This window comes from Variovorax monticola, from assembly GCF_051216855.1.
Lineage (GTDB): Bacteria > Pseudomonadota > Gammaproteobacteria > Burkholderiales > Burkholderiaceae_C > Variovorax.
Window position 1 is genome coordinate 147374 of sequence record NZ_JBPJZP010000008.1, and the last position, 24823, is coordinate 172196.

The 24823-nt window shown below is 69.1% G+C and carries 23 protein-coding genes and 1 tRNA gene; 9 read left to right on the forward strand and 15 right to left on the reverse strand.

Annotated features, from left to right (window positions below):
* The first annotated feature begins 14 nt into the window (after window positions 1-14).
* Complete coding sequence (locus ACSFA5_RS27365) at window positions 15-1574, forward strand: long-chain-fatty-acid--CoA ligase (protein ID WP_435447197.1); 1560 nt, start codon at window positions 15-17, stop codon at window positions 1572-1574.
* 48 nt (window positions 1575-1622) lie between these two features.
* Window positions 1623-2771: an acyl-CoA dehydrogenase family protein gene (locus ACSFA5_RS27370; RefSeq protein WP_435447198.1), complete on the forward strand. Its 1149-nt coding sequence runs from the start codon at window positions 1623-1625 to the stop codon at window positions 2769-2771.
* Window positions 2772-2789: 18 nt separating this feature from the next.
* Here ACSFA5_RS27370 and ACSFA5_RS27375 read toward each other — a convergent pair whose 3' ends face one another.
* The 3 genes from ACSFA5_RS27375 to ACSFA5_RS27385 all read right to left on the reverse strand — a co-directional run bounded on the left by ACSFA5_RS27375 (window position 2790) and on the right by ACSFA5_RS27385 (window position 7291).
* Window positions 2790-3167: a hypothetical protein gene (locus ACSFA5_RS27375; protein WP_435447199.1), complete on the reverse strand. Its 378-nt coding sequence runs from the start codon at window positions 3165-3167 to the stop codon at window positions 2790-2792.
* A 333-nt stretch (window positions 3168-3500) separates the two neighbouring features.
* Window positions 3501-4316, reverse strand: a complete 816-nt coding sequence (locus tag ACSFA5_RS27380; RefSeq protein ID WP_435447200.1) for an AP2 domain-containing protein — start codon at window positions 4314-4316, stop codon at window positions 3501-3503.
* Between the two features lie 233 nt (window positions 4317-4549).
* Window positions 4550-7291 (reverse strand): winged helix-turn-helix domain-containing protein, encoded by a 2742-nt coding sequence (locus tag ACSFA5_RS27385; protein ID WP_435447201.1) that lies wholly within the window; start codon window positions 7289-7291, stop codon window positions 4550-4552.
* Between the two features lie 114 nt (window positions 7292-7405).
* Here ACSFA5_RS27385 and ACSFA5_RS27390 point away from each other — a divergent pair, with 114 nt between their 5' ends.
* Both ACSFA5_RS27390 and ACSFA5_RS27395 read left to right on the forward strand, forming a co-directional pair.
* Entirely contained in the window at window positions 7406-8188 is a 783-nt protein-coding gene (locus ACSFA5_RS27390; RefSeq protein ID WP_435447202.1) for an SDR family NAD(P)-dependent oxidoreductase, read from the forward strand.
* Window positions 8189-8277: 89 nt separating this feature from the next.
* Complete coding sequence (locus ACSFA5_RS27395; RefSeq protein WP_435447203.1) at window positions 8278-9438, forward strand: GGDEF domain-containing protein; 1161 nt, start codon at window positions 8278-8280, stop codon at window positions 9436-9438.
* Between the two features lie 24 nt (window positions 9439-9462).
* Here ACSFA5_RS27395 and ACSFA5_RS27400 read toward each other — a convergent pair whose 3' ends face one another.
* The 3 genes from ACSFA5_RS27400 to ACSFA5_RS27410 are packed head-to-tail and all read right to left on the reverse strand — an operon-like array spanning window position 9463 to window position 12030.
* Window positions 9463-10365: a DMT family transporter gene (locus ACSFA5_RS27400; protein ID WP_435447204.1), complete on the reverse strand. Its 903-nt coding sequence runs from the start codon at window positions 10363-10365 to the stop codon at window positions 9463-9465.
* 36 nt (window positions 10366-10401) lie between these two features.
* Window positions 10402-11175, reverse strand: coding sequence for a helix-turn-helix domain-containing protein (locus ACSFA5_RS27405; RefSeq protein ID WP_435447205.1), 774 nt, complete (start codon window positions 11173-11175; stop codon window positions 10402-10404).
* Between the two features lie 60 nt (window positions 11176-11235).
* Entirely contained in the window at window positions 11236-12030 is a 795-nt protein-coding gene (locus tag ACSFA5_RS27410) for a phosphodiesterase (RefSeq protein ID WP_435447206.1), read from the reverse strand.
* A gap of 145 nt (window positions 12031-12175) precedes the next feature.
* Between ACSFA5_RS27410 and ACSFA5_RS27415 the strand changes: the two genes are divergently transcribed.
* Entirely contained in the window at window positions 12176-13816 is a 1641-nt protein-coding gene (locus tag ACSFA5_RS27415; protein WP_435447207.1) for a 3-(methylthio)propionyl-CoA ligase, read from the forward strand.
* A gap of 244 nt (window positions 13817-14060) precedes the next feature.
* Here ACSFA5_RS27415 and ACSFA5_RS27420 read toward each other — a convergent pair whose 3' ends face one another.
* The 6 genes from ACSFA5_RS27420 to ACSFA5_RS27445 all read right to left on the reverse strand — a co-directional run bounded on the left by ACSFA5_RS27420 (window position 14061) and on the right by ACSFA5_RS27445 (window position 18246).
* Window positions 14061-14504 (reverse strand): hypothetical protein, encoded by a 444-nt coding sequence (locus ACSFA5_RS27420; RefSeq protein ID WP_435447581.1) that lies wholly within the window; start codon window positions 14502-14504, stop codon window positions 14061-14063.
* A 368-nt stretch (window positions 14505-14872) separates the two neighbouring features.
* The gene (locus ACSFA5_RS27425; protein ID WP_435447208.1) at window positions 14873-15346 is read right to left on the reverse strand and encodes a copper chaperone PCu(A)C; all 474 of its coding nucleotides are present in this window, start codon (window positions 15344-15346) and stop codon (window positions 14873-14875) included.
* A gap of 30 nt (window positions 15347-15376) precedes the next feature.
* The gene (locus ACSFA5_RS27430; RefSeq protein WP_435447209.1) at window positions 15377-15991 is read right to left on the reverse strand and encodes an SCO family protein; all 615 of its coding nucleotides are present in this window, start codon (window positions 15989-15991) and stop codon (window positions 15377-15379) included.
* Between the two features lie 110 nt (window positions 15992-16101).
* Window positions 16102-16497 (reverse strand): DUF2946 family protein, encoded by a 396-nt coding sequence (locus tag ACSFA5_RS27435; RefSeq protein WP_435447210.1) that lies wholly within the window; start codon window positions 16495-16497, stop codon window positions 16102-16104.
* 78 nt (window positions 16498-16575) lie between these two features.
* Window positions 16576-16652 (reverse strand) — tRNA-Met (locus ACSFA5_RS27440).
* Between the two features lie 55 nt (window positions 16653-16707).
* Window positions 16708-18246, reverse strand: a complete 1539-nt coding sequence (locus ACSFA5_RS27445) for a vWA domain-containing protein (RefSeq protein ID WP_435447211.1) — start codon at window positions 18244-18246, stop codon at window positions 16708-16710.
* Between the two features lie 137 nt (window positions 18247-18383).
* Between ACSFA5_RS27445 and ACSFA5_RS27450 the strand changes: the two genes are divergently transcribed.
* Both ACSFA5_RS27450 and ACSFA5_RS27455 read left to right on the forward strand, forming a co-directional pair.
* A complete protein-coding gene (locus ACSFA5_RS27450) occupies window positions 18384-19049 on the forward strand; it encodes a sigma-70 family RNA polymerase sigma factor (protein ID WP_435447212.1) in 666 nt (221 codons plus the stop codon).
* Window positions 19046-20245, forward strand: coding sequence for a hypothetical protein (locus ACSFA5_RS27455; protein ID WP_435447213.1), 1200 nt, complete (start codon window positions 19046-19048; stop codon window positions 20243-20245). The genes ACSFA5_RS27450 and ACSFA5_RS27455 overlap by 4 nt, the downstream gene beginning before the upstream one ends.
* A gap of 24 nt (window positions 20246-20269) precedes the next feature.
* Here ACSFA5_RS27455 and ACSFA5_RS27460 read toward each other — a convergent pair whose 3' ends face one another.
* Window positions 20270-21049, reverse strand: coding sequence for an enoyl-CoA hydratase (locus ACSFA5_RS27460; RefSeq protein ID WP_435447214.1), 780 nt, complete (start codon window positions 21047-21049; stop codon window positions 20270-20272).
* 201 nt (window positions 21050-21250) lie between these two features.
* Here ACSFA5_RS27460 and ACSFA5_RS27465 point away from each other — a divergent pair, with 201 nt between their 5' ends.
* Together ACSFA5_RS27465 and ACSFA5_RS27470 are read left to right on the forward strand one after the other, a co-directional pair.
* Complete coding sequence (locus ACSFA5_RS27465) at window positions 21251-21586, forward strand: SMR family transporter (RefSeq protein WP_435447215.1); 336 nt, start codon at window positions 21251-21253, stop codon at window positions 21584-21586.
* Between the two features lie 61 nt (window positions 21587-21647).
* The gene (locus ACSFA5_RS27470; RefSeq protein ID WP_435447216.1) at window positions 21648-22235 is read left to right on the forward strand and encodes a DUF2325 domain-containing protein; all 588 of its coding nucleotides are present in this window, start codon (window positions 21648-21650) and stop codon (window positions 22233-22235) included.
* Here ACSFA5_RS27470 and ACSFA5_RS27475 read toward each other — a convergent pair.
* Together ACSFA5_RS27475 and ACSFA5_RS27480 are read right to left on the reverse strand one after the other, a co-directional pair.
* Entirely contained in the window at window positions 22232-24100 is a 1869-nt protein-coding gene (locus ACSFA5_RS27475; RefSeq protein WP_435447217.1) for a M61 family metallopeptidase, read from the reverse strand. The two genes, ACSFA5_RS27470 and ACSFA5_RS27475, sit on opposite strands and share 4 nt — an antisense overlap.
* The gene (locus tag ACSFA5_RS27480; protein ID WP_435447218.1) at window positions 24100-24822 is read right to left on the reverse strand and encodes a DsbC family protein; all 723 of its coding nucleotides are present in this window, start codon (window positions 24820-24822) and stop codon (window positions 24100-24102) included. The genes ACSFA5_RS27475 and ACSFA5_RS27480 overlap by 1 nt, the downstream gene beginning before the upstream one ends.
* Between the last annotated feature and the right edge of the window lies 1 nt (window position 24823).

A 24823-nucleotide genomic window follows, 5' to 3' on the forward strand; every position in this document is an offset into this window, starting at 1 on the left:
CGGAGACGACCCCCATGTTCCTCACCCAAGCGCTGCACAAGGGACGCCGAGAAAAGGCCAAGGCCACCGCCGTGGTCTGCGGCGGCACGCGGCTCGACTACACCGCTTTCACCGACCGCGTGGCGCGCCTGGGCGCGGCGCTGAAGCAGCTCGGCATGGCCCCCGGCGACCGGGTCGGCATGATGAGCCTCAACTCGCACCGCTTCGTCGAATACTTCTTCGGCACCTGGTGGGGCGGCGGCGTCATCAACCCCGTCAACATCCGCTGGAACCCGAAGGAGGTCGCGTACTCGCTGGACGACTGCGACACCCGCATCCTTCTGGTGGACGACCTGTTCGCGCCCATGGTGCCCGCGCTGCGCGGGCTGTCCAAGTCGCTGCGCACGGTGGTGTACTGCGGCAACGGCCCGGTGCCCGATGGCATGCAGGGCTACGAGGCCCTGCTGGCCGCCACCTCCCCCATCGACGATGCGCCGCACGGCGGCGACGAGCTTGCCGCCATCATGTACACCGGCGGCACCACCGGCCAGCCCAAGGGCGTGATGCTCACGCACGGCAGCCTGTGCATCAACGCGCTGGGCACGGTGGCCGCGCTGCCCCGCGACACGCAGGACGCCGTCGCCATCGTCGCCGCACCCATGTTCCATGTGGCCGGCTGCGGCATCGCGCTGCAGAGCGTGCTGCGGCTGGTGCCCATGCACGTGGTGCCGATGTTCGACGAGCTCGCGGTGCTGCAGACCCTGCAGTCGGCCCGCGTGACCGAGATGTTCCTGGTGCCGACCATGATCAAGCGCGTGATCGAGCACCCGCGCTTCGCCGAGTTCGACCTGTCGGCCCTGCGCCTGCTGTCCTACGGCGCGGCGCCCATCGACGCCGCGCTGCTCGACCAGGCCATGCGCGCCTTTCCGGGCACCGCGTTCGCGCAGGTGTACGGCATGACCGAGCTGTCGCCGGTGGTCACCGCGCTGCCGCCGCACTGCCACCTGCCCGGCCCCGACCGCGAGCGCCTGCTGCGCTCGGCCGGCGTGCCCATCTCGATCGCCGAGGTACGCATCGTGGACGGCGAAGACAACGAGGTGCCGGTCGGCCAGGTCGGCGAGATCGTCGCGCGCGGTCCCATGGTCATGAAGGGCTACTGGAACAAGCCGCAAGAGACCGAGGCGGCGCTGCGCGGCGGCTGGATGCACACCGGCGACGGCGGGCGCATGGACGAAGACGGCTTCGTCTACGTGGTCGACCGCATGAAGGACATGATCGTCAGCGGCGGGGAGAACGTGTATTCGGCCGAGGTCGAGAACGCCATCGCGCAGCTGCCGCAGGTGCTGATGTCCGCCGTGATCGGCGTGCCCGACGACACCTGGGGCGAGCGGGTGCACGCGGTGATCGTGCGGCGCGAAGGCATGGCGCTGGAGGCCGCGCAGGTCATGGCGCACTGCCGCGAATTCATCGCCAGCTACAAGTGCCCGCGCAGCGTGGAGTTTCGCGATGCGCTGCCGCTGTCGGCGGCCGGCAAGCTGCAGAAGTTTCAGCTGCGCGAGCCCTTCTGGGCGGGCAGGGAACGCCGCGTCGGCTGACCTTTACTTCGAATTTCTCTTTCCACGAATACAAGCAAGGACGACAACATGGCCCTCGATTTGCGCCGCTCCTGGAGCGACGAAGACCTCGACCTGTACCGCGACAACGTGGTGCGCTTCATCGAGACCGAGATGGTCCCCACCGACGAGGCGGCGCGCAAGCGCGGCCATGTCGGCCACGAGATCTGGCGCAAGGCCGGCTCGCTCGGCCTGCTGTGCGCGGACATCCCCGAAGAATTCGGCGGCGGCGGCGGCGACTTCCGCCACGAGGCCGTGTTCTACGAGGAGGCCGCGCGCCGCGGGCTGAACGGGATGAGCACCTCGGTGCATTCCATCGTGGCGCATTACTTCCTGAACCACGGCACCGACGCGCAGAAGCGCCGCTACCTGCCGCGGCTGGCGCGCGGCGAGCTGGTCGGCGCCATCGCCATGACCGAGCCCGGCGCCGGCTCCGACCTGCAGGGCGTGCGCACCCGTGCGGAGAAAGACGACGGGGGCTATCGCATCAACGGCTCCAAGACCTTCATCACCAACGGCTTCCTGGCCGGCGTGGTGCTGGTGGTGTGCAAGACCGACCCGGCGCAGGGTGCCAAGGGCACGTCGATCCTCATCGTGAAGACCGAAGGGTGCAAGGGCTTTCGCGTGGGCCGCGTGCTCGACAAGATCGGCATGAAGGCGCAGGACACGTCCGAACTCTTCTTCGACGACGTGCGCGTGAACGACGACGCGCTGCTGGGCGGCCAGGAAGGGCAGGGCTTCTTCCAGCTCATGAGCGACCTGCCGTACGAGCGCACCATCATCGGCCTGAGCGCGCTGGCCACCATGGAAGGCGCCTACCAGGCCACGCTGGACTACGTGCGCGACCGCAAGGCCTTCGGCAAGCCGATCGGCGAGTTCCAGAACACCGAGTTCAAGCTGGCCGAAATCGCCACGCAGATCAAGGTGGGCCGCGCCTTCATCGACCGCTGCGTGCAAGACCTGGTGGCCGGCCGGCTCGACACCGCCACCGCATCGATGGCCAAGCTGTGGGGCTCGGAAACGCAGGGCCGCGTGCTCGACGAGTGCCTGCAGCTCTTCGGCGGCTACGGTTTCATGAGCGAGTACATGGTGGCGCGCATGTACGCCGACGCGCGGGTGCAGCGCATCTACGGCGGCACCAACGAGATCATGAAAGAGGTGATTTCGCGGGCGCTGTGAACCCGCGTACCGGGTGCTTCAAGACAGCCGGCGGATCTCCGAGCGCGCAATCTCGCGGTGCGGGTACGACGGCGACAGGCCGATGAACTGCGTGTACTTCTCGCGCGCGGCGCCGGTGTCGCCCGCGTCTTCCAGCGCCAGCGCCTCGATGCTGACCTGCGTGAAGAGCCGGTTGGCATCGTCCTCGCGCGCCGAAGCGGCCAGCGCTCTGGGTTGCAGCTCGGGCGCTTGCGCATAGAGCTGCCGCTGCACTTCGAGCACCTCGATCAGCGCGCGGCCGATGCGCTGGATGTTCTGCGGCACGGGGTCGAGGTCCGACGTGCGGACTTCCGCCGCCGCCTGGTCGAGCAGGTGCGACGCCACGCGCAGCAATTGGTGAAGGGACTTGTGGGTCATGGAAGACCCGCCACCGGGGCGGGCTTGAAATGGGAGTCGGGCAGGCGATGGCTGCCCGGCTTCGCCGGGTCGGCGAAGCCGGGGCTGTACATCGCCATGGTCAGTGGGCGCGCTTGGCGCCGGGGGTGGAACTGGCGTCGGAGCGCCCGCGTGCGGTGCGGCCAACACCGTGGGGCATGTTCGACGTACTGCGTTGCACGTCGGCAGCGCTGCGGCTGCCGATGTCAGTGGGCTCCCTGACGCGTTCGAGGCGCGTTGGCACCCGTGTCCTGCAGCCATTCCGGCCCGAGACGCATGACCCTCCCGCCACGGCGTTCCCGTGGTCCACCCGCCTCACTGCCCGGGCCTCGCCTCGGAGGGTGTCGCCCCATGCGGGCGGCGTTCCTTGTGGAAGGGAATAGCGAGTGCGTCAACGGCGTTGCGGGTGTACATCAGCTTCTGCTCGAGCTGGCGCTCGCGCTCCTCGATGGCCATTTGCTTGGACCCTTCGGGGCCGTGCTCCTTGATGGAGAACGCCTTGCTCACGCTGCCCTTGCCGGCCGTGTAGGTGATGGCCAGCCAGTAGCCCGGGTGGCCGACGTTGGGCGACTTGAAATGCACGCCGCTCACGCCGCTGGAGTTGGTGCTGCGCTTGATTTCGGACTTCGAGCGCTTGGGCGAGCGCTGCTCGCCGCCGGCGGCCGCCGGCGTCGTGCGGATCATCTCTTCCGCCGGGTGCAGCCTGGCCAGCCCCGCCATGCGCTCCAGCTGGCGTTGCCGTTCCTCGATGGCCAGCGCCTGCGCGGCCTCGCCCACCATGTTCACGGCAAAGTCGGTGCGCAGGATCTCTTCCTGGCCGAGGTAAGTCTTCGCCACCCATGCGCGGACCTTGCCGCTGGACGCGACCTGGGCGAACACGCCGGACACGCCCGTGGTGTTGTTGATGCGAAGCTTCTCCGCCCGCGTGCGCCGCGGCAGGGGCGGCACGCTGCGCACGATGCCGTCGCGCCAGTCCTGTGCCTGCAGCAGGGCCTGCTCCTCGCTGCCGTAGCTGGCGCGGCCGAACTGCTTGAAGTAGCGGTTGCCGTTGCGCACGATCGACACCTCGAACCCCCAGGAACGAGGGTAGATGCCATACATGGCGGCCGGGTTGGGCATTCCTTTGGGCATGGTGGCTTGCGCTCGACGGCGCTCTCTGTTGAGGTGGCTCCCTTCCCGGCGGCTCTGGAACCTGGCCGGGCGCAACGCTCCTCCAACGCCGTGTGCCAGGGGCTATCGCGGCTGTTGGAAGTCTCTGATCTCTTGAGGGAATGCTAGGGATTGCGCCGTGCGGGCGGTATCACCGGAATCCGTAGTCGTGGGGCTTGCCTGTGAGTGAGGCCTAAGGGAATTCCCGGGGTGCGCTATCGGATCACACCCAGCTTGCGCGCAATGGCCACCGCCTGCGTCCGGCTCTTCGCGTCCAGCTTCATGTTGATGTTGCGCAGGTGCGTGCGCACCGTGCTGTCCGACACGAAAAGTTTCTCGGCCATCGCGTTGTTCGAGTAGCCCTCGGCCAGCAGCTGCAGCACGCGGATTTCCTTTCGCGTGAGCGGCTCCGCCATCGTGTCGCCGCTGGGCGCCTCGGCATCGCCGGCGGCCAGCGGCCCCACGGCCTGCAGCAGTCGCTGCAGGCAGTCTGCCAGGATCGGATCGTTGCTGCCGCCGCGCGAGCCTTCATGCTGCGCCGCCGCATACCGGTGCACCAGCGGCCCGACCGCCGGCCCCTCGTCCAATATCAGCCGCATGAAGCCTTCCTGGCTCGCGGTCTGCAGCACCTCGCCGATTTCGTCGATGGCCGCGGCCATGTCGCCGGTGCGTTGCAGCGCCAGCGCGCGCAGCACCTTCAGCGACAGCGCGCGCCGGTTGCGGGCCGAGGCCAGCGCGGCGTGCAGCTCGGCGTCGATCACGCCCAGCGCGGCGCACGCGTCGCCGAACGCGATGTTCCAGCGCGCGCGGGCCAGCGCCAGGTAGTCGAGGTCGTGCGCGGGCAGGCGCTGGCGCCGTTCGCGCGACCACAGCGCGGGGTCGTCGGCGCGCAGCAGTTCGTCGTGCGACGCGGGCCCGTTGCCCTGCAGCAGCAGCATGCGCGAGCGCTCCAGCTTGGCACCGGCCACCACGCGCGGCAGCTGGCGGTGGTGGCCCAGGTATTCGAGCTCGGTCAGGGCCTGGAAGGCCGCGTCGATGTCGCCGGCATGGAACGCAATGCGCGAGCGCATCACGTGGCTCAGGATCATGTGGTCGGGCAGGCCCACGTCGCGCGCCAGCGGCAGGTACACGTTCAGCAGGTGCTCGGCCTGCACGAGCTGGTTGGTCTCGTACACGGCGCCCGCGTACAGCACGCCCGCCCAGGCGTTGCCGTGGCTGTGGTTGTAAGACACGGCATGGGTCGAATCCACGGCCATGCGCAGCCGCGCGGTGGCTTGCCGCAGTCGGCCTTCCTGCAGGTCGAACAGGCCGGCCAGCGACTCGGTGTACATGCGGTTGAAGGCGCTGTCGCCCTGTTCGCGCCGCGCCACCTCGAGCATGCGGCGCGCCTCGTGCGGGTCGCCGCGCACGGCCAGGATGTGGGCCATGGCGTTGAGCAGCACGCTGTCGGCAAAGGCCAGGCCGGTGGGCAGGCGCGCCATGGCAGCGCGCCCGGCCTCGTAGGCCTCGTCGTGCCGGTCCTGCATGGCCAGCAGCAGCGGCACCAGCGTGTGGGCGCTCGCGCGCACCGCGGCGATGGGGCTGTCGAGGCAGCCCGACGCGTCGAGCTGGCGCATCGCGTCCCACGGGCCGTGCGTGAAGCAGGTGGCCCACAGCGCGATGGGCTGCAGGAACGGGTGTTCGCGCAGCTGGTGTTCCGCAATGGCCGCGAACCAGCGCGCCAGCATGCGCATGCGGCCCTGTTCGAGGAACCGCGCGGCATGGCTGTCGAGCAGGCTCAGCGCATACGGGTGGTCGCCGCCTTCGATGGCGTGGTCGATGGCCGGCACGGGGCGGCCGTTCGATTCGTACCAGCCCGAGGCCGCCAGGTGCAGGCGCGCCAGTTCGCCGGGTTGCTCGCGCAACAGCTGCGCGCGCAAAAAGTCGGCGAACAGGCTGTGATAGCGCCAAGCATCGCCGCCGCCCTTGCCATCACCCTTGCCTTCGTTGTCGCTGCCAACCACGCGCGTGACGAACAGGTTCGACGCGGCCAGCCGCTCGAGGATGGCCGCGCAATCGGCGCGCGGGCACAGCGCCTGGCACACCGATGCATCGAGCTGCCGCAGCACGCTGGTGCGCAGCAGGAAGTCGCGCACGTCCTGCGGCTGGTGCGCGAGCACGTCTTCGGCCAGGTAGTCGGCCACGGCGCGGTCGGAGCCCGAGAAGCGTTCGACAAAGCCGGTCTCGGTGCCGTGGCGTTCCAGTGCCATCGACGCGAGCCACAGCGCGGCCACCCAGCCTTCGGTCTTGCGGTGCAGCTGCGCGAGCATGTCGGCGGGCAGCGCGCCTGCTGCTTGTGCCATGCGCAGGCTGAAGAAGGCGCTGGTTTCCTCGAGGCTGAAGCGCAGGCGGTCGGTGTCGATCTCCATCAGCTGCCCGCGCGCGCGCAGCCGCCCCAGGCCCAGGTCGGGCAGGCTGCGCGAGCCGATCACGATCTGCCCGCGCCGCGGCAGGTGCTCGACGATCTCGCGCACCAGGCCCAGCACGGCCGGCTCCTGCACGCGCTCGAAGTCGTCCAGGAACAGGGTGAAGGGCGAGTCGTGCGCGGCCAGCGCCGCCACCGCGTCGAACGGCCCGTGCGGGCCGGGCGTGCGCGGTGCTTCCACGCCCAGCCGCTGCACGGCCTCGGCCAGGCAGTGGAGGAAACGTGAGACATCGTTGTCGGCCAGGTCGAGCGTGAGCCATGCGGTGGCGATGCCCTGCGCCTCCATGCGCCCGCGCATCTGCGCCATGGCGGTGGTCTTGCCGAAGCCGGCCGGCGCGCGCACCAGCACCAGCTTCACGGCCGCCGCGGCCATGCCGTCGCCGAGCGCGTTGCGCGGCACCTGCGCGGCGACGAAGGCGGGCGGGTTGAGCTTGGTTTCAAGCACCCGGGGAATGGGGGGCGTGGCGGCGGTGAGGGGTGTGGGGGACTGCATGCGGGGCGGCTGAAATCCCGTCGTTTCCGACGATGCGTGCGGGCGATTCTGCTTCCTAAACTGACCTGGACGAACCCGCACAAACCCCGCCAGACTCCCCAAGGACATTCACAGATGCAACTCGATTCCAGCATTGCCGCCGTCGTCACCGGCGGCGCCTCGGGCCTGGGCGCCGCCACCGCACGCCGCCTGGCCAGCCACGGCGTGAAGGTCGCGCTGTTCGACCTGAATTCGCAACAGGGCGAGGCCCTGGCGAAAGAACTCGGCGGGGTGTTCTGCAAGGTCGACGTCACCTCCGACGAACAGGTGGACGCCGCCTTCGCCAAGGCCCGCGCGGCGCACGGGCAGGAGCGCGTGCTGGTCAACTGCGCGGGCACCGGCAACGCGGTGAAGACCGCGAGCCGCGACAAGGCCACGGGCGAGATCAAGCACTTTCCGCTCGCCAACTTCGACCGCATCATCCAGATCAACCTGGTGGGCACCTTTCGCTGCATCGCCAAGTCGGCCGCCGGCATGCTCACGCTCGATGCGCTGGAAGACGGCGAGCGCGGCGCCATCGTCAACACGGCGTCCGTTGCCGCGCAGGACGGGCAGATGGGCCAGGCGGCCTACACCGCGTCGAAGGCCGGCATCGTCGGCATGACGCTGCCCATTGCGCGCGACCTCATGGGCGAAGGCATTCGCGTGAACACCATCCTGCCGGGCATCTTCGACACGCCGCTGCTGCAGGGCGCGCCCGACAACGTGAAGGCCGCGCTGGCTGCGTCGGTGCCCTTCCCCAAGCGGCTGGGCAACCCGGCGGAGTACGCGACGCTGGCGGAGCTGATGATCACCAACGGCTACTTCAACGGCGAGAGCGTGCGGCTGGACGGCGGCATTCGCATGGCGCCGCGCTGAGAGCCTGGAGTTTGACCGCGGGCTGTGTCCGGCAGGCGCTGGCGGGCGTCGTGCAACACGAAGGGGCAATGCCAACATAATCGGCCCTCATGGAAGCATCGCCGTCCATCCTCGACCCCCGCTCCGTCATCGTGCTGGCCGGCGTCATGGGCCTGATGATGGCGCTCGTGGTGTTCTTCATGCGCCGCAGCTACCCGCCGAGCATTCGCGGGCTGGGTGAGTGGGCGCTGGCGCCGCTGGTGGCCTTCGCAAGCACCCTGCTGTTCGCGGCGCGCGACTTCCTGCCGGACTTCGTCACCGTCGTCGTCGCCAACTTCGTGCTGTTCCAGGCCTGCATCCTTTACTACGCAGGCAGCCAGAAGTTCCTGCTGGGGCGCAGCGACACCCGGGGCTGGACGCTGTTGAACGGCTTTCTCGGGCTGGCCATGTTCTGGTTCAGCGCCATCAAGCCCGACTTCCAGGCGCGCCTGCTGCTGGTCACGCTGTCGGTGTCCGCGCTGTTCTTCTTTCATGCGCGGCTGTATATCCGCCACAAGGGCCGGGTGTTCGGCAAGCAGCTGATGACCGGCCTGCTGCTCGTGCAGTCGCTCGTGGCCGCGTTGCGCTTCGTGTCGGCCGTGGTGGGCATGGCGGGCAGCACGCTCATGGAGGGCAGCTGGATCCAGTCGCTCTACATCAGCATGTACTCGTTCACCGTGCTGCTGCTGTCCATCTCCGTCATCCTGATGGCCACGGACCGCGTGCACACCGAGTTCGAGTACCTGGCCTCGCGCGACCCGCTCACGGGCGCGCTCAACCGCCGCGCGCTGCTCGACGCCTGCAGCGCGGCCTTTGCCTCGGGCCGGCGGCGGGTGGCCTTGCTGATGGTGGACCTGGACCACTTCAAGGAGGTGAACGACCGCTTCGGCCACCTGATGGGCGACGCCGTGCTGCGCGAGGCCGTGAGCCGCATGCAGCGTGCCGTCGGCGATGCGGGCGTGCTCGGGCGCTACGGCGGCGAGGAGTTTGTCGTGCTGCTGCCCGACGCCGGCAAAGCCGAGGCGATGGCCATCGCCGCGCGGCTCAAGCAGGCCATCGACGAGCCGTTCGCGGCCGACTCGCAGATGGCCGTGGTCGGCACCATCGCCGTCAGCATCGGCGTGGCGGCGAGCGAAGACGGTACGCGCGTAGACGACGTGCTGGCCCGCGCCGACGCCGCGCTGTACCGCGCGAAGGCCATGGGGCGGGACCAGGTGATGGCGGCGGCCTGAGGCGCTCCCGGGGGCGATCTTCCTTCACGTCGATGGCAGCGACCTCTTCGCGCCGACCCGCACCGCGTCGCTCGCCAGCACGATCCCCGGCACCACCAGCGCCAATGCCGCCAGCACCGCACCGGTGACCGGCTCGTTCATCCAGCACGCCGCGCCCAGCGTGGTCAGCACCGGCACCGCCGCGGCCGACAGCGAGGCGCGCGACGCACCCAGCCGCGCGACCGCCACCATGTAGACCACCAGCCCCAGCAAGCCCGCGACCACGCCTTGCGCCGTGGCCTGCAGCGCCACGTCGGCCCATGGCGCGGTGAGCAGGCGCGGCGCACCGGCGAACGCCAGCACCGGCAGCAGGAGCAGCGCCGACCAGCCGTTCACGAATGCGGCGCCCTGCCACGGCGTGAGCCCGCAGTGCGCGAACGCGAGCGAGTGCATCGCCCACAGCATGGCCGCCGCCAGAAAGAGCAGGTCACCGCGCCAGCCGGGCGAGCTTCCTTGGAAGCTGCCCGCCGCGAACAGCACCATGCCCAGCGCGATGCAGCCCAGCCCCAGCAAGCGGATGCCGCCGACCTTCTGCCCCTTGTGAAGCCACGCGCCGACGGCCGTGAACAGCGGCAGGCTGCCCGCCATGAAGATGCCCATGTGGCTGGCCGGCGCCCATTGCGCGCCGGCCAGCACCAGCAACCCGAAGGGCAGGCCGCCGCCGACGACCAGCAGCACGCGCGCCAGGCGCGGGGCCTTGGGCGCGATGCGCCTGATGCCGAACCAGAGCGGCGCCAGCAGCAACGCCGGAATGCCGTAGCGCATCAGCGCCAGTTCCATCGGCCCGAGCGTGGTGGTCACGCCGTGGCGCGAGACGAGTTGCCATGCGCTGCCGACAAGGGCAGCGGCCAGCGCGGCGAGCAGGCCGGTGGAGAGAGTGCGATCCATCGCGGCGAGTCTCGCGACCGCGCCGCGCGGCGGCTATCAAATTCGTGCGGCCAGCGTGCGCCGGGCCTCGCCCAACGTGACACCCACCTCGCGCCGGAACACCGCGCCCAGGTGGCTCTGGCTGCAATAGCCGAGGTCGTGCGCGATGCCCGCGAGGTCGGCGTCGCCTTCCACCAGCCGCTCCATGGCCGCGGCGAGCCGCAGATGCTGGCGGTACTGGTGCAGGCTCAGCCCGGTCTGCTGCCGGAAGCTGCGCGCCAAATGAAACGGCGAGCGGGAGACGGCGTCGGCCACCTCGTGGAGGGACAGCCGCACCTCCCTGTCGGCGGTCTCCGCGAGCAGCCGCTTCGCGCGTGCGACGGCACCCGTCGATGGCCCCTGTCGGCGCGACATGCCGAGTTCATCGACCAGCGCGGCGATGGCGCCCGGACCCGCGCCGCCCGCGCGAAGCAGGCGTTGCGCCGCATGCACCCGGTACAGCACACCGGGCGACAGCAGGCAGAACAGGGGCGCCGCGTTCGCGCGAGGCACGGGGTGCCCGCTGACCACCATGCTGCGCCGCGCCTCGCGCGCTGCTTGGCGCAGTTGGTAGACCGTGGCGTCGCCGAAGTGCATGGCGGTCAGGCCGTCGACGAGCCAGGTGCTTTCGCCCGAACGCACGTCGAGCAGCGTGCGCCCCGTCGGAAAGATGATGCGGCGCGATGCCAGGGTGTAGGGCGCGCTCCAGTCGGCCCCTTCGTGCGCATGGGCGCGCACGTGCTCCACGGTGAATTCGTGTCCGGTGTAGAGAAGGGCGCGTTCCTGCGGCATGGGGCGTGCGGTGTTCGGCCGCATTTTGCGCGCCCGAAAGCCCGCAGGCCAGCCGTGTCGTCAAGCAAATGGAAACGGGCCTGCCATCGTTCCGATGTGGCTCACATGGCTCACCATGCCGTGCGCTTCGCTCCACAGATGCAGCATGCACCCCGGGCGGCCCATGCAGGACGCCGGTGCGGCATCGGGGGCCAGCCGCAGCGCAATTTCAGTCGTGCTGCTCGGGCACGTGCACACGACCGTGCCTGCCCAGCGCCGCAGCATCGTGCGGTGCACATGGCCGCACAGCACCAGTTCGATGTTGTCGAACGCGCGCAGCACGGCCGCAAGCGGCGCGGGGTTCATGTAGCGGTAGGTGTCCATGTACGGAATGCCGCTGACGAACGGCGGGTGGTGCAGCATCAGCAGCGTGGGCTTCGCGCGGTCGGCCTCCAGCGTGCGCTGCAGCCACGCGAGCCCTTGCGCATCGACATCGCCATGGTGAAGCCCCGGCACGCAGGAATCGAGCGCCACGATGCGCACCGGGTAATCGTCGATGCAGTAGTGCAGCGCGCCTTCGCCCGGCAGGTACGCGTGGTCCGCGAAGGCCGCGCGAAAGTTCTCGCGGTGGTCGTGGTTGCCGGGAATCACGAGGTAGGGAAGGGTCAGCTTCGCCAGCAGGCGCCGCACCTGCGCGTATTCGGCGGGCCGGCCTTCGTCGACCAGGTCGCCCGTGAGCAGCACCAGGTCGGGCCGGTGGTCGAGCGCGTGCAGGTGGTCGATGGCGTCTTCGAACATGCGGTTCGAATCGGCCACGCCCTGGTAGAGCTGACCGGCGGGGCGGACATGGGGGTCGGAGATGTGGGCAATGAGCATGGACGCCTCGGGTTTTCAGTGCGGCAAGCAGGTTTCGTTCCCTTCACGCGTTCGACCGCGCTCAATCGTCCGTTCCGACGATGCGGCGCGCGGCGGCCGCTGCCTACGATGCAGCGCGTTTCGCGCCCAAAAAAGGAGACAGGCCATGTTTGGATTGATGCAAGACCGCCCGCTGCTGATTTCGTCGCTCATCGACCATGCGGCCACCTTCCACCCGCACGCCGAGGTCGTGGGCCGCTCCGTCGAAGGCCCGCTGCACCGCACAAACTACGGCGAGATACAGCGCCGCGCCAAACAGGTGGCCCACGCGATGAAGGCGCTCGACATCCAGCCCGGCGACCGCGTGGGCACGCTCGCATGGAACACCTGGCGCCACCTGGCGCTGTACTTCGGTGTCTCTGGTGCGGGCGCGGTGCTGCACACCGTGAACCCGCGGCTCTTTCCGGAGCAGATCGACTACATCGTCAACCACGCCGAAGACAAGGTGCTGTTCTTCGACGCCAATTTCGCACCCCTGGTCGAGAAGCTCGCGCCGCAGCTGAAGACGGTGCGCGCCTTCATCGCCATGACCGACCGCGCGCACATGCCCGCCATCAACGTGCCCAACCTGCTGTGCTACGACGAACTGGTGGGCACGCAGAGCGAGATGTACGCGTGGCCCGAATTCGACGAGCGCACGGCCTCCTCGCTTTGCTACACCTCGGGCACCACCGGCAACCCGAAGGGCGTGCTGTATTCGCACCGCTCGACCGTGCTGCACTCGCTGATGGAATGCGCGCCCGACACCTTCGGCGTCAACTCGCAGATGACGCTGTTGCTCGCCGTGCCCATGTTCCACGCCAATGCATGGGGCATGCCGTATGCGGCGGCCATGGCCGGCGCCAAGCTGGTCATGCCCGGCCCGCACATGGACGGCCAGAGCCTGTACGAGCTGATGCGCGATGAGAAGGTCGGCTTCTCGCAGGCGGTGCCCACCATCTGGCTGATGCTGTTCCAGTATTTCGATGCGCACCCCGAGATCGACACGCGTGCCATCGGCCTGAAGCGCATCGGCGTGGGCGGCGCGGCCACGCCGCGCAGCATGATCGAGCGCTTCGAGCGCGACTTCGGCGCCGACTTCGTGCAGGGCTGGGGCATGACCGAGACCAGCCCCATCGGCGTGATCGGCAACCTGCTGCCCAAGCACCTGTCGATGCCGAAGGAAGAGCAACTGCGCGTGAAGATGCGCCAGGGCCGCGGCGTGTGGGGCGTGGCGCTGAAGATCGTCGGCGAGGACGGCCAGCGCCTGCCGCACGACGGCAAGGCCTTCGGCCACTTGCACGTGCGCGGGCCCTGGATCGCGAGCGGCTACTTCAAGGGCGAGGGCGGCTCGGTGCTCGACGCAGAGGGGTTTTTTCCGACCGGCGACGTCGCCAACATCGACGAGGACGGCTATGTGCAGCTGGTCGACCGCGCGAAGGACGTGATCAAGTCGGGCGGCGAATGGATTTCTTCCATCGACCTGGAGAACGCCGCGAGCGCGCACCCGGCGGTGGCCGAGGCGGCGGTGATCGGCATCGCGCATCCGAAGTGGCAGGAGCGGCCGCTGCTCATCGTGGTGAAGCGTGCGGGCGCCGAAGTGACGCGCGAGGAACTGCTCGCTTTTCTTTCAGCGCGCGTGGCGAAGTGGTGGCTGCCCGACGACGTGGCTTTCGTCGACAGCCTGCCGCATACAGCCACCGGCAAGTTGCTGAAGACGAAGTTGCGCGAGCAGTTCAAGGGTTACGTGGCTGCGACGTCTCTTTGACAGTTCAATGACTTGTTCGATTTTTCTGTGGACAACTCTGTGGGTTGTGCGGGGAGGCGAGCCGGCGAAGCCACGGCTGGCGTGGGTTTCCACCACGTTGCCTGTTGAATAGGCAGTACCCCGGCAAGGGTCGAAAAGACGGTTATCGCGGCGTGAGGAATGCAAGAAAGCGTGTTAGTGCGCTGGCGGCTTCCGGTTGCGTTGATCGACAAGTTGCAGCCGACATCGAAGCGCAGTGCCCGAACTATTTGCCCCGCCCCAGTTGCGCGCGCCCCAGCGGCGTGATGCGCTTCACGATCGCCAGTTCCTGCGGCGTGCCGCTCCCCTTCCAGATCAACGCGGCGCTGATCGACGCATCGACATAGCCGGCCTGCTTCAATGCCTCGACGCAGTTGATCTCCTCGTGGTCTTCCACGCGAAGCGGGAACGCCGCGCCTTTGATGCGGCGCAGGTAGTCGAGCGGCTCCATGCTCTTGTTGTCGATCGTCTGCGTCGGTGCTTCGCTGCGACCTGCGCGCATCTTCTCGATCTCGGTATGCCCGTCGTCGGTGATGCAGATGATCAGCGCCGCCTGCGCGAGCCGGTAGTTGCCCCCCGGGTCGAACGCGGGGTCGATGGCGGCCTCGATGAGGCCGGTCGCTTTCAGCACGGACACGCGCCTGACGTCTTGCGCGTCGGTCACGTGCATGGGCAAGCGGACATGCTCCAAACGGAGAAGGTAAGTAAGCGGCACCTGAGATCCCTGTCTGCGCCTCCACTCTGCGTCGATCCCGCTCTGAGCCGCCCAGCCGAAGCAAGGCCTCCATCCACGAGACCGCCCGCTCCTCCCCCGGACAACCCATGCGCCTGGTCGAAACCACCCCGCAAGGGGCGGCTGCCGAGTAGGCGTGAATTGTGTATATTTGTTATCAATTGCCTATTTTGTAGGCAAATTGATTCACCGCTATCCCCAGAACTGGGTATATCCAGGTACCTTTGCACGCTTTCAGTGCTTCATTCGCATGGTCTTGTGACCTCTCGGTCATGGCCAGCGGGTGGGTCCTTGGCGTCGCCGGCTCAGTGCTTGTGCTCGCCGTGCCCGGTCGCCGGCTGCGCGGACGCATTGAGCGCGCGCACCGGCGCCTTCACCTCGACGGTTTCGCGCTTGCCGTCCTTGCCTTCGAACACCAGCGTGAGCGGCACGGTGTCGCCTTCCTTCACCTGCTGCTTGAGGTCGAGCAGCATCACGTGATAGCCGCCGGGCTTGAGCTCGACGGCCTTGCCGGCGGGCACGTCGAGCGCGGGAATCTGCCGCATGCGCATCACGTTGTCCTGCATGGCCATCTCGTGCACTTCGACGAGGGGCGTGACGCTCGAGCTGGCCGACACCAGCCGCGTGTCTTTCGCGGCACTGATCTGCATGAACGCGCCGGTGGCCTTTTGCTGCGGCACGGTGGCGCGCACCCAGGCGTCCTTGACGGTGACCTGGGCGTGGGCATTGGCAGCGAGCAGGGCGGCCGAAGCGATGAGGATGCGTGTGATGGGTTTCATGAAGGAGGCTCCTTGGTTTTGAAATGAAGGTCAGGCCGATGCGGCCTCGAGGATCTGGCGAAGGTCTTGCGCGCACTCTTGCGCGCTCTGCTCGTGGCGCAGCACGAGGCGGATTTTTCCCTTCGGGTCGAACACGTAGCTGAAGGCCGAGTGGTCCATGGTGTACGACGAGCCGGTGGGCACTTTCTTGTAGAAGACCTTGAAGGCCTTGGCGGTCTCCGCGGTTCTTTGCAGGTCGCCGTACAGGCCGATGAAGCTCGCGTCGAAGGCCTGGGTGTAGGCCTTGAGCACCACGGGCAGGTCGCGCTCGGGGTCGACGGTGACGAAGATCACCTGCAGGCGCTCACCGTCCGCGCCGAGCAGCCGCTTGATCTCGGCCGCGCGCACGAGCGCGGTGGGGCACACGTCGGGACATTGGGTGAAGCCGAAGAACATCATCACGGCCTTGCCCTTGAAGTCGGCGAGCGTGCGCTCGCGGCCATCGGGGTCGGTCAGGCGGAAGTCCTGCGCGTAGCTGGCGCCGGTGATGTCGACGCCGTTGTAGCTGGCGGGCAGCACCTTGTCGCAGGCTGCGAGGGTGAGCGCGGCGAGGCCGCCGCCGGCCAGCAGCCAACGGCGCCGCGTGGAGTGGGGTGTGGGGGTCATTGAAGGAAAACTCTCTTTGCGGCACCGCTGCGGGCGCCGTCGCATGACAGGAGCGCGCGCGATGCGCCTCGCCCCGAGGCCGCATCGCATGCGCACGAACCGAAGAAGCGTCAGGAGAGCGAAGGAGGTCCGCGCGCCGGCATGGGCGCCGCGGTGGCCGCGGCGATGCGCGCGGACGGAATCGGCTGCACCGCGTGGGACAGCGGCAGGGGCGTGGGCAGCGTGACGGTGGGCGTCGCGGGCGGGGCGCCTGCGAGCACGCACAACGGGCAGTCCATGTGGCCGGCGCCCAGCTCTTGCGCGCCGTCGTCGGTGTGCACGACGGCCTTGACCGAGCCGGAGGCCGAGCACACCAGTTCCAGGGTCTGCGGATGCACCACCGGCGAGGCGATGGCCGCGCCGAGCGACAGCGCGAACCACAGCAAGACCCAACGGATCAGGCTCGCACCCGGACGCCGCAGGCCGGCATGGGGCGCTGTGGGGTTTGGTGCGGCGTGTGGGGGCATCGGCGCGGATTATCGGCCAGCGGCCGTCCGGCAATGAAAAAAGCCTTGCAAGTCGTTGACCTGCAAGGCTTTTATTGTTGGTGGCTCTTCACGGATTCGAACCGCGGACCTGTGGATTATGATTCCATCGCTCTAACCGACTGAGCTAAAGAGCCGTTCGGTGCTGTTCAGCACCAAGCCCAAAATTATAGCCCAGCATTCGGGCTCATTTCAACCACCCGCGGGCAACTTGCCCAATTCCTCGGAAACCAGGCGCACGATCAGCGTGTCCAGCGTCTGCAGCGAGTAGTTGCCGACGTCGTGCGCGGTCTGCGTTCCGGGGCCGCTCGCAGGGTTCGCCGCCTCCTTGTACGTCAGGAAAACGAAGCGTCCGCCGGTGTACTGTGCAATCTGCCGCTGGATGTATTCGCCCTGCCTGTCGAGCCCCGACGCACCCACGCCCAGCACCTTGATGCCCTTGCCCAGCGCGGCCACCATGTCGTCGTCGTACTGGGGGCCGCCGTAGTCCAGGTGCGGCGGCGCGTCGGCCAGCAGCACCACGAGGCGGGTGGTGCCGTTGCCGCGCCAGCTGAGTTGGTGGACGGTTTCGTTCAACGCCTCGTTCATGGCCTCGGGGTAGTCGCCGCCGCCCGCGGCCTGCAGCTTGTCGAGCACGCCCTGGAAGGCGTCGAGGTCGTTGGTGAAGTCGTGGCGGCGCACCAGGAAGTCGTCGTTGCGGTCGCGGTACGCCACCAGGCCGAAGCAGGTGTCGGGGCGGCTCGGCAGGCGCGCGACCTGGTCGGCGATGGTGCGCAGCGTGGTCTTGAGCCGGGCGATCTCGTCGTCCATGGAGCCGGTGGCGTCGATGAGAAAGACCAGGTCGAGCTGCGCGCGCTTCGGCAGGGCGCCGGGCTGTTCGAGCACCACGTCGAGCGCGTTCTTCTGGCCGCGCTGCAAAAAGGCGGTGCTCTGGCGGCCGTTCTTGCGCACGGTGACTTCGTACACCGGGCTGCGCGCGGTGTCGAAGGCGTTGGGATGCAGCCAGGCCCGCCCGCCCGCATCGGTGCGGGCCCACATGGCGGCGCCGCTCGCAGCCTGCACGGCCACTTCGGCGTCGGGCACGACCGCGCCGCGCGCGTCGCGCACCTGCAGCAGGTAGCGCGCGCTGATGTCGCGCTCGCGGTGCACGACCTGCGTGCGGTTGCGAAAGGCGAGGTACTCGCCGAAGTCGGCGTTGTCGTCGACCATGCCGGCGGTGACGGGTTCGTTGGCAGTGCGCGGGGCCTGGGCCGGCGGTTGGAGGGCGATGCGCGGCGCGGCAGGGGAGGCAGGAGCGGGCAAGGCGACGGCGGCGGGCCCAGCTTCGGCGATCGGCGCGGCGGGCGCCACGGACGCAGGCAATTCGCCGCGGGCGCCGGTGTAGGCCGCCGAAGGCGACGACTTGCGCAATGCATGCGGCGCGGGCGCCTCATCGGCGAGCGCCCGTCTTTCGCGGCTTTCGCTTCTTTCAAGCCGCGCGGCGCGCGGCAGGCCCGGCGTCTCGTGCGTCTGGATCGGCCGCGCGCAGTTCGTGGCGGACGGCGCCTCGAAGTTCGGCACGGCCTGCGTCACCTGCACGCGGCTGTCTGGCGCTGGCGTTGGCCACCGCACGCCGGAGGGAGCGGTCGAAACCGCGAGGGGCTCGGTGGCACCGCAGGCCGTGAGCAGCAGCTGGGCGCACAGCAGCACGACGAGCGGGCGGCGAAATCGGGGAGCGAAAGGCTGGGTCATGGAAGGACTCCGGGTGGTTGGATGCAGGCTGATACGGCGGCCCATCGGCAACGGGGTTAGACCCGTGTCATCTTTTTTTGCCCGCCCGAACCCCGATGCCTTCGGCCGCCCGTACAAGCCCGGGTGAGAATCCCTCGATGTCCGCGCTTTTCCGCGCCCCTTCCGCCAACAACGCCCCCGAGCGCCAGGCCATGCCCGACGACCAGCTGATGCTGGCCTACGCGCAAGGCGACGCCGCCGCGTTCGACGTGCTCTACGCGCGCCACGAAGGCGGGCTGTTCCGCTTCGTCAAGCGGCTGCTGGGTGCGCGGCTCGTGGCGCAGGCCGACGAGGTGTTCCAGGACACCTGGGTGCGCATCATCTCGGCGCGCGAGAGCTTCTCGCCGCAGGGCGCGACCTGGCGCACCTGGGCCTTCACCATCGCCCACAACCTGGCCATGGACCGCCTGCGCGTGAGCGGGCGCGAAGTGACGCTCGACGCGCATGCGGACGACGACGGCGACGCCGTGCCCACGCTGGAGCGCGGCGTGCGTGGCGCGCTCGATGCGGCCGCGCACCCGTCGGCCGAAGAGCTCGCGTTCTGGCGCGCCGCCGGCCGCCGCCTGCTGGCCTGCCTCGACGAACTGCCGGCCGACCAGCGCGCGGCCTTCCTGCTGCACCATGAAGACGGGCTGACCGTCGAGGCGCTGGCCGCGAGCCTGGAGATCGGCTTCGAGACCGTGCGCAGCCGGCTGCGCTACGGGTTGCAGAAACTGCGCGGCTGCATGGCGCGCTACCTGTCGGTGCTGGAGCAACGGGCATGAGCGGCAACCGCACCGGGTTCGACGAAGACGGCGACCTGCGCGACCCGGCCTTGCGCCGCGCGCTCGACCACGCCCCCGACCGCGATGCGGCGCCGCACCCGCGCACGCGCGACGCGATCCTGAAGATGGCGCACAACCTGGCCGCGGCACCGGTCTCGGCAACGGGCGCCGCCGCCAACAGCGCGCGTGCGGCGCCGTGGTGGCGTCGCCTGTTCGGCGGCGATGGAGCGCCGCGTTCGCGCATGCCGTGGAATGCGGCCTTCGCCACGGTGCTGGTGGCCGCGTTCGTCACGGTGATGTGGCGCAGCGAGCCCGTGCCCGATGCGCGGCTCGATGGCGAGGCGCGTGTCGGCGGGGCCGCGGCGCCCGCGGCCAAAGCACCTGCGGTACCTGTAGCACCTGTCACGCCCGAACCCGTGCCGCCGCCGCCGGTGGAGGCACAGCAGGCGCCGGCCGCTCCGGCCCAGGCTGCGCCCGCGGCCGAACAGCGCGCCGACGTGCTGCGTGATTCATCTTCCGCCAAGGAAACCGCTCGTGCCCAGCCGGCGCGCAAACAGGCGGCTCCGGCGCCCGTCGTACCGGCACCTGTCGCGCCTTCTGCGCCCCCCCCCGTCGTGGCCGAGCCCTCCGTGTCCGCACCTGCACAAGACGAACGTCGTGAGGAGCGCGTGGAAAGCGAACGCCGCCGCGCCTTCGCGCCGCCCGCGCCCGCTGCATCCGTCGCGCCGCCGCCTGCCATCGCTGCTGCGCCGCTCTCGCGCCCGTCGCAGGATGCTTCGGCCCTCGCCCGGGGCGGCGCCGATGCGGATGCCACCGGTGCCTTGCGCGACGCCGCGCCGCGCGCAGCCGCCAAGGCCGCGCCGTCCCGCGCCGCTGCGCCGCCGTTCGCCGCACTGGAGCGATGGACGTCGTTGAGCTTCACACGCTCGGGCGCCGAGGTGCGTCGCGAACGTGGTGATGTCGAAGGGTTGCCCGCACTGGTGGGCGCGGTGGCGCGTTCAGCCACGGCACCCGGCGCATCGATGGACGCACCGGTCGAGGCGCGCCTGGCGCTCTACCGAGGCGACGCACTCATCGCCGTGCTCGAGATCGCCGGAGACCAGGTGCGCTGGACGCCGCAGCCCGGCGGCGCCGCGCGGGTCGGCACGCCGCCCGCCCAGGCGCTCGATGCATTGAGATCGGTACTGACGCGCTGAACGACGCGCCGTCCGACGCTTCGATCAGGCGTTCTTGAAGTCCGGTGCGCGCTTGTTCAGGAAGGCGTCCATGCCTTCCTTCTGGTCGAGGGTGGCGAACAGCGCGTGGAACAGCCGGCGCTCGAACATCACGCCGTCGCTCAGGCCGCTCTCGAAGGCGCGGTTGACCGACTCCTTGGCCGCCATCACCGACACCTGCGAGTAGCCGCAGATGATCAGCGCCGCGCCCAGCGCCTCGTCGGCGAGCTTCTCGAACGGCACCACGCGGCTCACGAGGCCGGCGCGCTCGGCTTCGGCGGCGTCCATCATGCGGGCGGTGAGCACCATGTCCATGGCCTTGCTCTTGCCCACCGCGCGCGGCAGGCGCTGCGTGCCGCCGGCGCCGGGAATCACGCCGATCTTGATTTCGGGCTGGCCGAACTTGGCGTTGTCGGCCGCGATGATGAAGTCGCACATCATCGCCAGCTCGCAGCCGCCGCCCAGTGCGAAGCCGGCCACCGCGCCGATCACCGGCTTGCGGATGGAGCGGATGCTTTCCCAGTTGCGCGTGATGTAGTCGCCCTTGTACGTGTCGATGAAGCTGTACTTGGCCATGGCGGCGATGTCGGCGCCCGCGGCGAACGCGCGCTCGCTGCCCGTGAGGATGATGCAGCCGATGGCGTCGTCCGCGTCGAAGGCCTTCAGGGCCTGGCCCAGCTCGGTCATGAGCGCGTCGTTCAGCGCGTTCAGGGCCTTGGGGCGGTTGAGGGTGATGATGCCGACCTTGCCTGCTTCGGTGCGTACTTCGATGTTTTCGTAGCTCATGGTGTCTCCGGGAGTGGGTGTCTGGGGATCGGTGGAACGGGGTAAAAAGCGCGCTTCACTATACCCAGCATGCCGGCGGGCCGCACGTGTGCGCACAGCCGCGAGAGGGCGTCAAATTTCGCAGCGATGCCCTGCCTGAGCCGCAGGGACTCCCTTCGCACAGGTGGCGTCGCGCGCCGACTTTCCCTAGAGTCCGCGCCCATGACATCCAACTACGCCTACCTGTTCGTGGCCATCGTGGCCGAAGTGATCGCCACCAGTTTCCTGAAGGGCTCCGACGGTTTTTCGAAGCTCTGGCCCTCGCTGGCTGCAGTGGCCGGCTACGCGGTCGCCTTCTTCTTTCTCTCGCTGACGCTGCGCACCATTCCAACGGGCATCGCCTATGCGATCTGGTCGGGTGTGGGCATCGTGCTGGTTTCGCTGGTCGGCTGGCTGTGGTTCGGCCAGAAGCTCGACGGGCCGGCCATTGCGGGGCTGGCGATGATCATCGCGGGCGTCGTGGTGGTCAACGTGTTCTCCAAGTCGGTTTCGCACTGACCGGCATTCAGCCATCAGTTGAGAATTATTCTCATCTAGAATGCCCGCCATGGAGTTGCCGATGCAAGAACATGCCGTGTTGCTGCGGGCCTATGCCCGCGTGCAGGAGCGATGCTCGCGCCTGCTGGTCGAGCAGGCCGCGCGGGTCGAAAGGCTCGAGGCGCAGATCGTCCGGCTGCGCGGCGCGCTGGTGGCGCGCGACTCGGCCATTGCCATCGTGCGCGAGGAGCTGGCCGTGCGCGCTGCCGTGGGCGGGGCGCTGCCCAAGCGGCTGAACACCTTGCTGTCGCCGGGCAGGCGCCGCCGTGTGATGGCGCCGCCGCCGCCGCAGATGCCGGCCGACCTGCGCGAAAAGGCGGTGCTGTGTGTGGGCCAGGAAGACGAGGCGCCGTCGCTCGCACGGCAACTGGTCGAGATTGCCGGCGGCCGCTACCTGCACCACAACGGCGGCGACAACGCGGACGACCCCGCGCTGGAAGCCAGCCTGCGCGCGGCCGACCTCGTGATCTGCCAGACCGGCTGCGTGAGCCACGGCGCCTACTGGCGTGTGCAGGACCACTGCCGGCGCACCGGCAAGCCTTGCGTGCTGGTCGGCGAGCCGCAGCCGATGCGCTTTGTGCGGCACCCTGCCGCCGCAGAAAACGCCTAGCCCTGTCCCTTCAGCCAGCCCGCCACCTTCGTGGCGTCGTGCGCAAACAGGCGCCAGGTGGTCACGCCGGCCGGCAGCACCAGCGGCAGCCTGATCAGCTTGCGGTCGCGCGCCACGATGGCCGTGAACTTCGTCGTATCTCCCAGGTACAGCGCCAGGTCGTCGAGCTTGGCGATGCGCCAGGCCTGCGCCGGGCGCTGCTGGCCCCGCTTCGCGACGGCGGGCAGCTCGATGCCGATCCACTCGTCGTTCGCGGAAAAGCCCGCCTTCTCGGCCGCGCCGCCGCGCAGCACCACCTTCACCTGCACGCTGCCGCCGGCTTCGGCCACGCGCAGGCCGAGCACCTGGGCCTGCTGCGAAGGGTCTTCCAGCGTGGCCACGCCGTGCGTGCGCAGCAGCGGCGCGAGCGGAAGCTCCTCGGTCGAATGCACCCAGCGCGCCAGCTCGGCGGCGTATGAGCGGCCGCCCACTGCCTCCAGCGCGGCGGCGATGTCCGCCTCGCTGATCGGGCCGCCGTTGCCGCTGTGCGTCCACAGGTGGCGCATGACGTCGTCCAGCGTGCCCTTGCCTTCGTGGCGCAGCGTGAGGTCGAAGCACAACGCCACCAGTGCGCCCTTGGTGTAGTAGCTCACCGTGCTGTTGGGCGTCTGCTCGTCCTGGCGGTAGTACTTGACCCAGGCGTCGAAGCTGGCGTCGGCCACCGGCTGCACCAGCCGGCCCGGCGTCTGCATGACCTGGTTGAGCGTCTTGTTCAGCAGGCGCAGGTAGGCGGCGTCGTCGATGCGCCCGGCGCGGCGCAGCAGCAGGTCGTCGTAGTAGCTGGTGAAGCCCTCGAAGAACCACAGCAGCTGCGTGTAGTTCTCGCCGCCGTAGTCGTAGCGCGCGAACTCGGCCGGCCGCAGGCGCTTGACGTTCCAGGTGTGAAAGTACTCGTGGCTGATCAGGCCCATCAGCACGGTGTAGCCCTCGGGCTGCTTCTTGGCGCCGCGCTGCGGCAGGTCGCGGCGGTTGCAGATGAGCGCGGTGGAATGGCGGTGTTCGAGCCCGCCGTATCCGTCGTCCACCGCGTTGAGCATGAACACGTACCGGTCGATCGGCAGCTTGGGCCCGCCCCGCTTGCCGGCCTTGTCGCCGTGCCAGAAGCGCATTTCGGCTTCGCAGATGGCCAGGGTGTCGGCAATGAGTTTCTCGCCGTCGAACGAGGCGGCGGCGCCCGCGATCACGAAGCGGTGCGGCACGCCGCAGGCCTCGAACTCGGCGCTCCAGAAGGCGCCCAGCTCGACCGGGCTGTCGGCCAGTTCGTCGTAGCCCGCGGCCCGGTAGCTGCCGAAGCCGTGCCTGTCGGTCTTGACCGGCACGAGCGCGGTGGCGCAAGACCAGCGCGTGGCGTCGGCGGCCAGCGCGGGTGCGACGATGTCCAGCGCGTGCGGCGCATCGGTCTGGCCCTCCACGCGCAGGCACAGGCTGGTGCCGTTGAAGAAGCCGCGCTCGGCGTCGAGCCAGGCGGTGCGCACCGAGTTGTCGTATGCGCAGACCTGGTAGTGCAGCACCAGCGGCTGGCCGGGCGTGCATTCGACCCGCCAGCTGCATTTGTCCAGCTGCGTCAGCGCGGGCTTGCGGCGGCCCTGCGTGGCGCGCAGGCCCTGCAGGTTCTTGGAGAACTCGCGCACCAGGTAGCTGCCCGGAATCCACACCGGCAGTGTCAGGCGCTGCTGGGCGGCGGGGGCGTCGATGGTCAGCGTGACGCTGAACAGGTGCGCGTGCAGGTCGGCGCATTCGACGCGGTAGTGCACGCCCGCCCCGGGCGGCACGCCTGCCCCGGGCGCTGCAACGGCCGCGCGCCGCGATACGGTCTTCGTCGCCATCAGCTGGACGAGGCGGCGAGTTGCTTCTCGACCTGCTCTGCGGGAATGGCGCCGGGGGTGCGCGTGCCGTCGCTGAAGATCAGCGTGGGCGTGCCGGTGATGTTGTACTTGCGGCCGAACTCGACGTTGCGCTGCAGCGCCGTCACGTCGCAGCTGTTCGCCGCGGCGGCGGGCTTGGCGCTGGCTTCCATCCAGTCGCCCCAGGCCTTGCCCTTGTCCTTGGCGCACCAGATGTCGCGCGACTTGGCGGTCGAATCGGGGCCGAGCACCGGGTACAGGAACAGGTACACGGTGACGTTGTCGACCGTCTTCATGTCCTTCTCGAAGCGCTTGCAGTAGCCGCAGTTCGGGTCTTCGAACACCGCCAGCTTGCGCTTGCCGTTGCCGCGCACGATCTTGATCGAGTCTTTCAGCGGCAACTGGTCGAAGGCGACGGCGGTGAGCTTCTCGACGCGCTCCTCGGTGAGGTTCTTGCGCGTCTTCACGTCGATCAGGTTGCCCTGTATCAGGTAGTTGCCCTGCTCGTCGGTGTAGAAGATCTGCGAGCCGTTCACGCGCACTTCGTACAGGCCCGGCACCGGCGCCTTCGACACCTCGTCGATGGCCGGGAACTGCGGAATGCGCAAGGGCAGGTTCTTGCGGATCTCGGCTTCGCCGGCGGTGGCGGCCACGACCGCGCCCAGCGTGCAGGCGGCGAGAAGGAGGTTGCGTGCGAGTGTCATC